The organism is Asticcacaulis sp., assembly GCF_047605585.1.
GTDB lineage: Bacteria > Pseudomonadota > Alphaproteobacteria > Caulobacterales > Caulobacteraceae > Asticcacaulis.
Genome location: NZ_JASGFK010000001.1, coordinates 717,252 through 728,930, shown reverse-complemented (window position 1 = coordinate 728,930; position 11,679 = coordinate 717,252). Strand labels below are relative to the sequence as shown.

Genomic DNA, 11,679 nt, shown 5'->3' with positions numbered 1-11,679 from the left:
GGTGGGGTTTCTTGCCTCACTTCCCTTGCATCGAACTGTAACCGGATTACATACAGTGGAACCTATTCAGGAGCCCCGCTGTGAAAATCGAAATCTGGTCCGATGTCATCTGTCCGTTCTGCTATATCGGCAAGGCGGAGCTGGAAACCGCGCTTAAGGAGTGGGGCGGCGCGGCCGATATCACGCACCGGGCCTTTCGTCTGTCGCCCGGTCAAGCGGTGATCCCGACCGACCGGATGTTGCAGCAGAAATACGGCATGGCGCCGCAGCAGGTGACCGCCAACCAGGCGCAGGTCACGGCGCGCGCCGCGCAGGCCGGGCTGGAATTTCATCTCGATGGCACCCTGGCCGGCGATACCACCGATGCCCACCGCCTGATCGCCTTGGCGCAGGGGCATGGCAAGCAGGCCGAGGCGGTCGATCAGCTTTATCGTGCCTATTTCACCGATGGCCGCAATATCTTTGACCGCGCCGTGTTGCATGACATCGGCAGTAACATCGGTCTGTCAGCGGCGGATATCGACGCGGCTTTCAGCTCCTCCGATATCGACATGTCCATCGCGCTCGACCAGCGCCAGGCACAGGCCTATGGTGTCCGCGGCGTGCCCTTCGTGGTGGTCGATGGCAAATATGCCGTTTCGGGCGCCCAGCCGGTGGCCGCCTTCCTGCAGACGCTCAGGGCCGCCGAGGCGGAAGCCCTCAAAAACCCGGTTGTTGAAGGCGATGCCTGCGGCATAGATGGCTGCGATCCCGCATAAAATAAATCTGGCGACTCAATTGGCGAAAGGGAAGGCGCGGCCTATATAGGGCCGATAAAACCTCCCCATATAGTCCGAGCCAGTCGAAAGCGACCGCCTGATGAGTTCTCCCAGTTTGCAAAATACCCCGATGCCGAAGCCAAAAGCCAAGGCATCGGAGACGATCGCCTTTCTCAAGCCCTATCTCTGGCCGTCCGATCGCGCCGACCTGAAGATTCAGGTGATGTGGGCGCTGCTGGCCATGCTGGTCGGCAAGGTGCTGACAGCCTTTACGCCGCTGACCTTCAAATGGGCGACCAACGCCCTGACCGTCCATGCGCCGCAACTGGCCCATCCCGACTGGTGGACCCTGATCATTGGCATGCCGCTGGTCATGGTGGCGGCCTATGGCCTGGTACGCATCCTGTTCAACGTGTTCAACAATATCCGCGATGCCATGTTCGCGGCGGTGGGCCAGCACGCCGTGCGCGGCCTGGCCAATCGCGCCTTCGTCCACCTGCATAATCTCTCCCTGCGCTTCCACCTCCAGCGCCGCACCGGCGGCCTGTCACGCGTTATCGAGCGCGGTAAGGCGGGGATCGAAACCATTATCCGCCTGACCATGATGGTCGGTATCCCCACCATTGTCGAATTTGTGCTGACCGCAGCGATCATCGCCTTCCAGTTCGATCTGATCTATGTCGCCGTCGTGGCGGTCACGGTCGTTGTCTATGTCTGGTTCTCGATCGTGGCCTCGAACTGGCGCATCTCGATCCGCAAAGACATGAATGAGGCCGACTCGGATTCGATGTCGAAGGCGGTCGATTCCCTGCTGAACTTCGAGACGGTCAAGTATTTCGGCAATGAGGACCACGAGTCCGCCCGCTATGACCGCGCCACGGCGCAGTACGAAAAGGCGGCGATCAAGACCTATACCTCGCTGGCCTGGCTCAATATCGGCCAGACAGTGATCTTCGGCATCGGCATGCTGGCGGTGATGGTGATGTCGGTGCTGGAAGTCATGCACGGCACCAAGACCCTGGGGCACCTGGTCATGGTCAATGCCTACATGATGCAGCTTTCCATTCCGCTGAACTTTATCGGCACGCTCTATCGCGAAATTTCGACCGGCCTGATCGACATGGAAGCCATGTTCAAGCTGCTGGATGAGCCGCAGGAAGTCACCGACAAGGCCGATGCGCTTGATCTCGTGGTCAGCGACGGCAAGGTGGCCTTCAAGGATGTGGTGTTCTCCTACGATCCCGACCGCGCCATCCTGAAAGGTGTGTCATTCGAAATTCCGGCCGGCAAGACGGTCGCCGTGGTCGGCCCTTCGGGCGCCGGCAAGTCGACCCTGTCGCGCCTGCTGTTCCGCTTCTACGATGTGAAGGGCGGTTCGATCGAGATCGACGGCCAGGATATTCGCGAGATCAGCCAGGCCTCTTTGCGTCGCGCCATCGGCATGGTGCCGCAGGATACGGTGCTGTTCAACGACACGGTGGGGTACAATATCGGCTATGGCCGCTATGGCGCCTCGCGCGCGGAAATCGAGGATGCCGCTGAGGCTGCCCAGATCGCCGACTTTATCGCCACCCTGCCCAAGGGTTACGATACCGAGGTCGGTGAGCGCGGCCTGAAGCTTTCGGGCGGTGAAAAGCAGCGCGTGGCCATTGCCCGTACTCTGCTGAAGGCGCCGCCGATCCTGATCCTCGATGAGGCGACTTCGGCGCTCGATACCCATACCGAGCGCGAAATCCAGGCCTCGCTTGACGATGTCTCGAAGAACCGCACCACTCTGGTCATTGCCCACCGCCTGTCCACCGTGGTCGGCGCCGACGAGATTCTGGTGCTCAAGGATGGCGTGGTGGCCGAGCGCGGCAAACATTCCGACCTGATGAAGCTGAACGGTATCTATCATTCGATGTGGGAACGTCAGCGCGCCGCCGATGCCGCCCGCGAGACATTGGCCAAGGTGGTCGCGGAAGTCGAGTAGCCCCGGCCGAATCCCCAATAAAAAAGCCTCTCGCATCATGTGATGCGAGAGGCTTTTTTTGACTTTTCCAGGCCCAGGGAACCGACTGGAAAAGTGGATTACATCGACGAGGTAGTCGTCGTCGTGGTCGTCGTGGAGACGGCGGCGTCCGAAGCCGGGGCTTCCGACATCGGCGCCATGGCGTCAACGGCCGGCGAGGTGACCTCGGTCGAGGTTTCGGTGGTGGTGGTCGTGTCGGCCGGCTTCGAGCAGGCAGCGACCGTCAGGCAGCCGGCGGCAACAGCGGCGGCGGCGATGATTTTGAACGTATTGCGCATGTTTGTGATTCCTTCTCACCAAGACGTGAAGGACTATGGCGAACGCAGAATATGGAAGCGCTGTGGCGGCAGGGCGAATTCCATAAAAATCTCATAAGTCTGGTCAGGGCCTCAAAACGCCTTGAGGATCGGGCGAAGGGGCTGTGCTCTCTGCGACTGTCTCTTTTATTGCGCCACCCAGCCGCCATCGATGCTGAGGGGGGCGCCATTGATCGCCTTGCCGGCGTCGGAGCACAGGAAGACGGCCAGGGCGGTGATGTCTTCCACGGTCACAAATTCGCCGGTCGGCTGGGCGGCCAGAATGACGTCCTTGATCACCTGTTCACGCGTCATGTTGCGCGCCTTCATGGTGTCCGGGATCTGCTTGTCGACCAGCGGGGTGTGGACATAGCCGGGGCAGATGGCATTGGCGGTGATACCGAAGGTGGCGCCTTCGAGCGCGATGGTCTTGGTGAAGCCGAGCAGGCCGTGCTTGGCGGCGACATAGGCCGACTTGAACGGCGAGGCCACCAGCGCATGGGCGGAAGCGATATTGACGATGCGACCCCACTTTTTCGCCTTCATGCCGGGGAAGGCCAGGCGTGTGGTGTGGAAGCTGGAGGTCAGGTTGAGGCCGATGATGGCGTCCCATTTTTCCGGCGGGAAGTCCTCGATCGGCGACACGAACTGGATGCCGGCATTATTAACCAGGATATCGACCCCGCCGAGCGTGGCGTCTATTTCCTTGTAGAGCGCCTCGATCTGGTCGGCCTTGGTCAGGTCGGCACCATTGAACCGCACCTCGACGCCGTGCTCGGCAGCCAGGTCGGCGCGCACCTTTTCGATCTCGGCGGCATCACCGAAACCGTTGAGCATGATCTTCGCCCCCTGCGCTGCCAGCCCCTTCGCTATCGCCAGCCCGATACCGCTGGTGGAACCTGTGATGAGCGCTGTTTTGCCGGCAAGGGAGGCTGTGGACATGAGGCTATTCCTTGGATTTTTCTTGAGGTTTGGGGGAGGGGGTTTGTGCATGCGAGGCGACATTGAGCGCCTGCTTGCCGCATTGTTCGACAAAGGTCATGGTGGCCTTGGTCTGGTCCTGGCCGTATTTCAGACAGGTGGCGGCCCAGCGCTTCTGCAAGTCGGCCATACTGGCGGCGTCGTGCTTCGTCGACGCTTCGTTCATGAGGCCAATGGCTTCCTGGGTGAAGGCGGCGGTATCTTCGGCATAGCGGTGCGAGGTAGTGCTGATCATTTCGATCAGGTTGATCAGGCTGCGCGCGGCGCGCTGCTGTTGGTCGGCCATCAGGCGCAGGCCGTTCTCGAAGGGCGAGGGCGTGGTCATTTGCGCTTACTCCTCAGTAGATGCGGTATATTCTCAGCCGAATACCGCAAAACTATGGCGGGTTTCGCATCCGGGCGCAAATGCAAACAACCGCGAGGCAGCGCGAATGATCAGTTCAACAATATGGTGCCGAGCAGCACCTTGGCGCCCTTGCGGCCGAGGATGGAATCCGTGGCGCTCTGCAGTTGCATGGCGATAAAGTCGGTATCGACCACCGAGGTCGAGTTGAGCGTGCCGGCATAGGCCTGCAGGCGCGATAGATAGGCATCCTGCAGGCGGGGCTGGAAGATCTTGATCTGATCCACCAGCTTCGGATCGTCGCTGTAAAGCCCCATGTCGACGCTCATCGTGCCATGCCTGCGGCGGCTGGCGGCAGTAAAGACATTGATCGTCTTGAACTGGGTATAGCCCTCGCCGCCGCCCTTCTTCTTCGGCTCGGAGGCCAGGGCGGGTGAAGCCATGAGGCTGCCGGTTATCGCAAGCGCGGCGCGTAGGAGGAACTGTCTGCGGATCATGCCGTCAGCATAGACGATCAGCGTTAAGACCCGGTTTATTTATCATAAACAAAAAAGTAACCATAATTTCAATGATTTAGGAAACCTCAGATTAAGGGGTTTGCGGTATTCTGTGAACTGATGGCGGGCTACGGACATATCTCACAACCCATGAACATGCAGCATTCACAGACCCAGCGCCTGTTGCGAAAGGTCGATTGCGCGGCGATCAGCCTGCTGATCGTCGAGGACAATGACGCCTCGCGTCGGCTGGTGATGGAGCTGCTGCGCGCGGCCGGATTCACCAATCTCAGCTTTGCACGTGATGCCGAGGAAGCGATCGAGCACCTCCAGGCCCAGGCGCCGGATTTGCTGCTGATGGATTGGGGGCTGCCGGGGATGTCAGGCCTGGAGCTGGTCACCCTGATCCGCCAATCAGCCCTGACGCCCGATCCACGCTTCCCCAATCCGGCCATTCCCGTGGTCATGCTCACTGCGCGCCAGCGCGAATATGATGTCACCTCGGCACGCAATGCCGGCGTCAATGAATTCGTCATCAAGCCGTTTTCCACCTCCGCCTTGTTGCGCGCCATTGCCTCAGCCCTGGTTCGCAAGCGCCGCTTCGTGGCGCATGAAAGCTTCACCGGGCCGGACCGCCGGCGGCGGCGTGTGCCGCATACCGGCCCGCAGCGTCGGGCAGAGGACAGGGATGCGCAATCGCCGCTCAATGCCGATCTCGGCGCGTTGCGCGGTTTCATGGGCGGCGAGGTGGATATAGTGGCGGTCAATGAGGTGGTCCTGCGCCTTATGCAGACGCAGACCGACGCGCACGAATTCCGCCTGAGCCTGGTCGAACAGGCCAGCCAGTCGCTAAATCAGTATATGAGCCTGTTCGGCAGCCTGGCCGAGCCGGAGGTGGTGACGGTGCATCTCGATGCCCTGATCCGTCTCAACGAAGTACCCTATGCCGACCCGGATGAGGCGCTGAACATCGTCCGTCATCTCAATGCGCTCGTCACCAAGCGCCGCACCAGCCGCAGGTATGCCATATGAACGCCCTTGCCTCCCTCGACGGCCGCAGCGCGGTCAATACCCTGTCGAACCGCGACGTGCGCAGCCTGGCCAATCTCGGCGAGACGGCCTCGACCAGTCGCGTGCTCAATCTCGCTGCCATCTTCATGAGCTCGTCGCGCGACAAAGAGTACCAGCTCAAGCCATTTTTCCGCGATTCGCAGATGAACAAGGCGATCCTGGTCAAGCATACCCTGCGTCCTAATGAGCGCGAGCTGTTCAGCCGTCCGCGTCGCACGGCCACCAAGATCATCCTACCCTTCGACGCCACGGACCTGAAGCTGGGCGGCCGCTCGATCCTGATCAACCAGATCGGCTTCGATGCCTTCTGTCGCGCCTACTTCAACGACGATATCAACGCCAATCTCGATGTGCAGGTGCTGCGCCTGCTCGACCACCTGCCGTCGCTCGATCCCTTTCTGGTGCGCGAGCATCTGGCGCGCCACGGTTTCCGGCCAGGGGCCTGCTATCTGAAGATTTCGCCCTACGATATCCAGCGCATGATCGGTTTCGCCAATGAGGAAATCGAGCGCCTGGTGCGGACGGCCTTCTCCAACCAGATGAGTGGCGGCGCGGCCATCAAGCTGGCTGGCAAGATCCTGTCCGATGAGCTGGACAAGGAGCTGTGGCCACTGAAATCGACCCTGCGCATGTCGGACGAGGAGTTCTCGGACGGTATCTTCTCATGGCGCGGTTTCCTCTATTTCAAGTGGCGCCATATCGAGCTGCAGGAAGAGATGCGCAAGGTGCTGGACGGCCTGTCGACCTACCAGCCGCTTGGCGCCTGGGATGACGGCACGCGCGATTACCTGAAAGAGGTGCGTCCGCGCCTGGCGCGCCGCATCATCAATGCCACCGCCGCGGTCGGCCGCACGCTCAATATCTATGACGACGCCTATAATGCCCTGGTTCAGGGGCAGGACCCCGCACCGTTCCGCCGCTTCCTGATGGAGGGGCCGGGCCTCTTCTTCGAGCTGGGCGAAAGCATCGGCATCCTTAGCCACATCGCCTCCTTCTGGGGCTATCGCATGGGCCATTCGATGACCAGCCAGCGTCTGTCGCCGGTCGAATATGCCGATATACTGCTCGATTTCGAGGACTCGCTGTCGGTCGTCACGATCGATCCGGAAGAGGAGCGCGCCTTCGGATGATCGGCACCAGCCTGGCCTTTACCGACAACCTGTCGCGGGTGGCGGCGGAAAGCGACTTCACCTCGACGCGTGAAATCCGCAATCTCGCCAACCTGAACCGGACGTGGTCGTCGTGCCGGGTGCTGAACCTTGCCCGAATCTATACCGCCTACAAGGATAACGAGGACTACAAGGCCAAGCCGATGTTCGAGCATTCGGCCCTCAATCGCGCCCTGATCCTGAAGCACACCCTGCGGCTTGACGAGCGCGACCTGTTCCCGAACGGTCGTCGCACCGTCACCAAGATCATCCTGCCTTACGATCCGTATGACCTGCGCCTGGGCGGCCGGTCGTTCTTCGTGCGCCAGGCTCAGTATGAAACCCTGATGCGCAGCTATCTCGGCATCGAGGACCTGGGCAAGAACCATGACGCCAAACTGTTGCGCACCATTGACGACCTGCCGTCGCTCGATCCCTTCCTGCTGCGCGAGCATCTCGACAAGGCGGGCAGTCATCCCTCGGGCGTCTATTTCCAGATTTCAGCCCATGACCTGAAGGCCATGACCGCCTTCACGGCACGCGAGATCGAGAACCTCGTTAATGTGGCCCTGGGCCAGGGCAAGAACAGCAAGGGCGCCACGAAGTTGGGTAACAAGATCCTGTCGGACAATCTCAGCCAGACCCTGGCGCCGTTGCAGATGACCCTGCGCATGTCGGACGAGGAATTCCAGGAAGGCATCATGTGCTGGCGCGGCTTCCTCTATTACAAATGGTGTCATGCCGAGCTGCAAAGCGGCCTGCGCGATGTGCTGGGCGGCCTTGGTGGCTACCGCACCTCCGGCTCATACGACGAATCCCTGCGCACCTATCTGAAGAAGGCGCGACCGCGCATCGCCAAGGCGGTGGTCGAGATTATCAGCGATGCGCGCGATACGCTCGATCACTACGATCAGGTCTATCATGCCCTGGCCGTGCGCCGCGATCCGGAGCCCTTCCGCCAGTTCCTGCTGTTCGGCTCGGAACTCTTTCTTGAGCTGGGTCACAAGATCGGTATTCTCAACCACATCTCGTCGTTCTGGAAGTACCGCATGGCGCGCCTGAATCGCAAGGGCGCCAAGCCGCTGCAGGATATCGAGTTTGCCGACATGCTGGTCGATTTCGAAGCCAGCCTGTTCAACAATATCAAGAAAGACCCGCTGCGCCAGAGAGCGTAAATTTCTCCTCCCCACTGTGCAGGGAGGAGAAGGGTTACTTATCCATCAGCTTCTGCATGAAGTAGGTATAGTCGATGGCATAGCGGCGGGCGCGTTCCGGCAGGTTTGACGCCGCCGCGTGGCCGCCTTCGGTATTTTCATAATAGTAGAAGGGCAGGCCCATTTCCTCGAACAGGGCGGCCATCTTGCGGGCGTGAACCGGGCCAACGCGATCGTCCTTGGTCGAGGTTTCGAACAGCGGTTCCGGATAGGCGACACCGGCCTTGACATTGTGATAGGGCGAAATGCCGCGCAGGAAGGCGCCTTCGACTGGATCGTTCGGATCGCCATATTCGCCCTGCCACGAGGCGCCGGCCGACATCTTCGTATAGTTGACCATGTCGAGCAGCGGCACCTGCACATCGACGGCGTTCCACAGGTCCGGGCGCTGGGTGAGCTGGACGCCCATCAGGAGGCCGCCATTGGAACCGCCCATGATGCCGAGACGGCGCGGGGTGGTAACGTTTTTGGCGATCAGGTCCTCGGCCACGGCCTGGAAGTCGTTATAGATATTCTGGCGCTTGGTCTTGAGGCCGGCTTCATGCCAGGCCGGGCCGAACTCGCCGCCGCCACGAATATTGGCCAGCGCGTAGGCGCCGCCCTTTTCGAGCCACAGCTTGCCGATGGTGCCGGAATACGACGGCGTCATCGACACCTCGAAGCCGCCATAGGCATAGAGGATGGTCGGTGTCGTACCATCGAGCTTGATGTCTTTCCGCGCCACGAGGAAGTAGGGCACTTTCGTGCCGTCTTTCGAGGTGGCCCAGAACTGCTGCACCTGCAAGCCATCGGCATTGAAGCGCGCCGGCGAGGACTTTATCTGCTCGACCGTGCCGGAGGCCGCATCGGCATTGAGCAGGGTGGCCGGGATCAGGAAGGACGAAACGCTGACCAGGACCCGGTCGGTCTGGTCATCGGTCGAAATGATGTCTAGCGATGAGTTGGCCGGCAGGTCGAGCTTTTTCGCTGACCACTTGCCGCCGCTGTAGTCATAGCTCCAGATTTCGCCGGTGACGTTCGACAGCAGGGACAGCATCAGGCGATCTTTCGTCTGGCTGATGCCTTCAACCGACTGGTGGGCGTCCGGCTGGAACAGCAGGGTGGGTTCCAGCTTCGACGGATCGGACAGAGCCGCCTTCAGGTCGAACACCAGAACGGCGCCGGTCTTGAAGGCGGTGCCCTTCGCCGAGGTCCAGTCTTCCTTCAGCGTATAGATGGCTTGCCCCTTCATATAGCCGGCGAAGCTCGATGACTGCGGCAGGGGGAGTTCGACCGCTTTATCGCCGACATAGAAGAGCTGCTGGCTATGGAAGAAGTCGATACCGCGATAGGCGTAGTCCATCACATAGGCGCCATCGACATCGCGCAGGACCGTGCGGCCGGCGCTGACATCCTTTTTCGTGCCGCGATAGATCTCGACCGCCTGATCAAGCGATTGGCCGCGCTTCAGCACCTTGGTGATATAGGCGTAGCTCGACTCGGTGACATCGCCCGGCGTCCATTCGCGGGTGATGTAGACCGTGTCGGCGTCACGCCAGGTGATGCTCTGCTTGCCTTCCGGCAGTTCGAAACCGCCCGTGATGAAGGTCTTGGTATTGATATCGAACTCACGCACGATGGTGGCGTCCTTGCCGCCGTCGGACAGTTCGATCAGGCAGCGGGTATAGTCCGGAGCCAGGCAGTTGGCGCCTTCATAGACCCAGTTCTTGCCTTCGGCCTTGGAGAGCGCATCGACATCGATGATGGTGTCCCATTGCGGGGTGGCGGTCTTGTAGCTGTCCCAGCTCGTCTGACGCCAGATGCCGTGGGTATGCTCGCTGTCCTGCCAGAAGTTCTGTACCAGGCCCTTGTGGGCGAAGGTCGGATAGGCGATGCGGTCGGTCGCCTGCAGGATGGCCAGGGCCTCGGACTGGTTTTGCGCGAAACGCGGGTCTTTCGACAGCTTGTCGAGTGTGGTCTGGTTATGCGCCAGCACCCATTTCATGGCTTCCGCGCCATCGATCTCATCGAGGAAGGCACGCGGATCGGGCGTATCCTTGGTGGCAATGTTGGGATTGTCGGCGACGGCCTTGGCGACTGTGGTCATGGTTTGTGCGTGCAGGGTAAAGGGGGACAGGGACAGCGCAACCAGCGCCGTCGTTACACATAGGGTTTTCAGGGAAGTTTGCATCGGGGCGCCCCACTTTTTTGATGCTGAAGATTGCGGATGAAACTAGCGGCTTTCATGCGCTTGACAAGTTTGGGTAAGATTACAAAAGAGTCATGTTTGGTTATTGAAAAAGAACTTTACAAAATAAAGTACTTCACATATAACGAAATCATACCTTTCACGGAGATGGTCAATGTCGAGTTTGCAAAGTGATATCGATTATATGAAGTCGCTGGCCGAGGACGGCACGCGCGCCCCAATGCGTAATGGCGCCACCCTGTTCTGGGCCGGACTACTCTATGCTGCCGCCTCAGTGGCGGAATATGGTGTCGCCATCAATCTCCTGCCGCAGACCACGGCGGTCCAGGTCACGATCTGGATCGGGGCCAGCGTGATTTTCGCGGTTCTGGCCATTTTTTTCGCATGCCGCAGACAGGGCGCCCGCGGTGTTGGGGCCAGGGCGTATGATTCCGCCTGGTCGGCGGTCGGCATGGGCATTGGCGTGCTCATTGTCAGCGTATTCCTGGTGGCCCGACAGGTCCAAGAGGTGCAGGCCATCACCTATATGATCGCGCCGGTCATTCTCGTGCTGTACGGCATGGGCTGGTGGGTTAGCGCCATGATGTCTGGCCGGGGCTGGCTGAAGGCCGTCAGCATCGGCTGCTTCATCGGTGCGCCGGTCATGGCCTTCATGGCGGGCAGTCCGGCGCAGTTGCTGGCCTATGCGGCGGCACTGGTCCTGTTCGCGGCGGTGCCTGGCCTTGTGCTGATGCGGGGGGCACGGGCGTAATGGCCGACGATTTCAACATCGACTCGCTCGATGACGTCATTCACGGCCGCCTGCGGCTGGGCGTCATGGCCTATCTGTCGACGGCCGGATCGGCAGATTTTCCCCTGCTGAAAAACCGGCTGCAGGCGACAGACGGCAATCTGTCGGTGCAATTGCGCAAGCTGGAAGAAGCAGGCTATGTGCGGATCGACAAGGCCTTTGTTGGCAAGAAGCCGCAGACCACGGTGAGCCTGACCGAGACTGGCCGCACCGCCTATATCGGCTATCTCGATGCCATGAAGAAGCTGATTTCCGATACGGCAGGCTAAAGCACTTTCCCAAAAGTGCGTTAAATAAAATCCAATATCCCTGGATCGCCTCCGTTGGCGCCCCTGTTTCCGGACAGGGGCGCTGTCGTTTTCCGGCTCACGAAAAAATCATT

Annotated in this window: 12 protein-coding genes; 7 read left to right on the top strand and 5 right to left on the bottom strand. The window is 60.3% G+C overall.

From position 1 onward, the window contains the following. Positions 1–80 precede the first annotated feature (80 nt). Together QM647_RS03440 and QM647_RS03435 are read left to right on the top strand one after the other, a co-directional pair. The gene (locus tag QM647_RS03440) at positions 81–758 is read left to right on the top strand and encodes a DsbA family oxidoreductase (protein ID WP_414994070.1); all 678 of its coding nucleotides are present in this window, start codon (positions 81–83) and stop codon (positions 756–758) included. A gap of 100 nt (positions 759–858) precedes the next feature. After that, positions 859–2,730, top strand: coding sequence for an ABCB family ABC transporter ATP-binding protein/permease (locus QM647_RS03435; protein ID WP_414994069.1), 1,872 nt, complete (start codon positions 859–861; stop codon positions 2,728–2,730). A gap of 98 nt (positions 2,731–2,828) precedes the next feature. Here the strand turns inward: QM647_RS03435 and QM647_RS03430 are convergent, their stop codons facing one another. The 4 genes from QM647_RS03430 to QM647_RS03415 all read right to left on the bottom strand — a co-directional run bounded on the left by QM647_RS03430 (position 2,829) and on the right by QM647_RS03415 (position 4,832). Next, a complete protein-coding gene (locus tag QM647_RS03430) occupies positions 2,829–3,047 on the bottom strand; it encodes a hypothetical protein (protein WP_414994068.1) in 219 nt (72 codons plus the stop codon). Positions 3,048–3,212: 165 nt separating this feature from the next. Further along, positions 3,213–4,007: a 3-hydroxybutyrate dehydrogenase gene (locus tag QM647_RS03425; RefSeq protein ID WP_414994067.1), complete on the bottom strand. Its 795-nt coding sequence runs from the start codon at positions 4,005–4,007 to the stop codon at positions 3,213–3,215. Positions 4,008–4,011: 4 nt separating this feature from the next. Further along, entirely contained in the window at positions 4,012–4,371 is a 360-nt protein-coding gene (locus QM647_RS03420) for a phasin (RefSeq protein WP_414994066.1), read from the bottom strand. 110 nt (positions 4,372–4,481) lie between these two features. Then, positions 4,482–4,832 carry a Tat pathway signal protein gene (locus tag QM647_RS03415; protein ID WP_414994065.1) on the bottom strand — a complete coding sequence of 117 codons (351 nt, stop codon included), beginning with the start codon at positions 4,830–4,832 and terminating at the stop codon, positions 4,482–4,484. Positions 4,833–5,036: 204 nt separating this feature from the next. On the opposite strand from QM647_RS03415, the gene QM647_RS03410 reads away from it, so the two are divergent. From QM647_RS03410 to QM647_RS03400, 3 genes are read left to right on the top strand one after another with little or no spacing between them, the layout of a single operon-like run. Beyond that, on the top strand, positions 5,037–5,918 hold the full coding sequence (locus QM647_RS03410) for a response regulator (protein ID WP_414994064.1): 882 nt from the start codon (positions 5,037–5,039) through the stop codon (positions 5,916–5,918). Beyond that, on the top strand, positions 5,915–7,087 hold the full coding sequence (locus QM647_RS03405) for a hypothetical protein (protein WP_414994063.1): 1,173 nt from the start codon (positions 5,915–5,917) through the stop codon (positions 7,085–7,087). Before QM647_RS03410 ends, QM647_RS03405 begins: the two co-directional genes overlap by 4 nt. Then, positions 7,084–8,280: a hypothetical protein gene (locus QM647_RS03400; RefSeq protein ID WP_414994062.1), complete on the top strand. Its 1,197-nt coding sequence runs from the start codon at positions 7,084–7,086 to the stop codon at positions 8,278–8,280. The genes QM647_RS03405 and QM647_RS03400 overlap by 4 nt, the downstream gene beginning before the upstream one ends. Positions 8,281–8,314: 34 nt before the next feature. On the opposite strand, the gene QM647_RS03395 is transcribed toward QM647_RS03400, so the two are convergent. After that, positions 8,315–10,405: a prolyl oligopeptidase family serine peptidase gene (locus tag QM647_RS03395; protein ID WP_414994559.1), complete on the bottom strand. Its 2,091-nt coding sequence runs from the start codon at positions 10,403–10,405 to the stop codon at positions 8,315–8,317. Positions 10,406–10,661: 256 nt separating this feature from the next. Between QM647_RS03395 and QM647_RS03390 the strand changes: the two genes are divergently transcribed. Both QM647_RS03390 and QM647_RS03385 read left to right on the top strand, forming a co-directional pair. Next, on the top strand, positions 10,662–11,258 hold the full coding sequence (locus QM647_RS03390) for a hypothetical protein (RefSeq protein ID WP_414994061.1): 597 nt from the start codon (positions 10,662–10,664) through the stop codon (positions 11,256–11,258). Continuing rightward, on the top strand, positions 11,258–11,566 hold the full coding sequence (locus tag QM647_RS03385) for a winged helix-turn-helix domain-containing protein (protein ID WP_414994060.1): 309 nt from the start codon (positions 11,258–11,260) through the stop codon (positions 11,564–11,566). The genes QM647_RS03390 and QM647_RS03385 overlap by 1 nt, the downstream gene beginning before the upstream one ends. Positions 11,567–11,679 lie beyond the last annotated feature (113 nt).

Excerpts from the sequence above, each read along its gene's own strand:
- QM647_RS03435 (WP_414994069.1), top strand. The coding sequence starts at position 859 with ATGAGTTCTCCCAGTTTGCAAAATACCCCGATGCCGAAGCCAAAAGCC.
- QM647_RS03430 (WP_414994068.1), bottom strand. The coding sequence starts at position 3,047 with ATGCGCAATACGTTCAAAATCATCGCCGCCGCCGCTGTTGCCGCCGGC.
- QM647_RS03425 (WP_414994067.1), bottom strand. The coding sequence starts at position 4,007 with ATGTCCACAGCCTCCCTTGCCGGCAAAACAGCGCTCATCACAGGTTCC.
- QM647_RS03420 (WP_414994066.1), bottom strand. The coding sequence starts at position 4,371 with ATGACCACGCCCTCGCCCTTCGAGAACGGCCTGCGCCTGATGGCCGAC.
- QM647_RS03415 (WP_414994065.1), bottom strand. The coding sequence starts at position 4,832 with ATGGCTTCACCCGCCCTGGCCTCCGAGCCGAAGAAGAAGGGCGGCGGC.
- QM647_RS03410 (WP_414994064.1), top strand. The coding sequence starts at position 5,037 with ATGAACATGCAGCATTCACAGACCCAGCGCCTGTTGCGAAAGGTCGAT.
- QM647_RS03405 (WP_414994063.1), top strand. The coding sequence starts at position 5,915 with ATGAACGCCCTTGCCTCCCTCGACGGCCGCAGCGCGGTCAATACCCTG.
- QM647_RS03400 (WP_414994062.1), top strand. The coding sequence starts at position 7,084 with ATGATCGGCACCAGCCTGGCCTTTACCGACAACCTGTCGCGGGTGGCG.
- QM647_RS03395 (WP_414994559.1), bottom strand. The coding sequence starts at position 10,405 with ATGACCACAGTCGCCAAGGCCGTCGCCGACAATCCCAACATTGCCACC.
- QM647_RS03390 (WP_414994061.1), top strand. The coding sequence starts at position 10,662 with ATGTCGAGTTTGCAAAGTGATATCGATTATATGAAGTCGCTGGCCGAG.
- QM647_RS03385 (WP_414994060.1), top strand. The coding sequence starts at position 11,258 with ATGGCCGACGATTTCAACATCGACTCGCTCGATGACGTCATTCACGGC.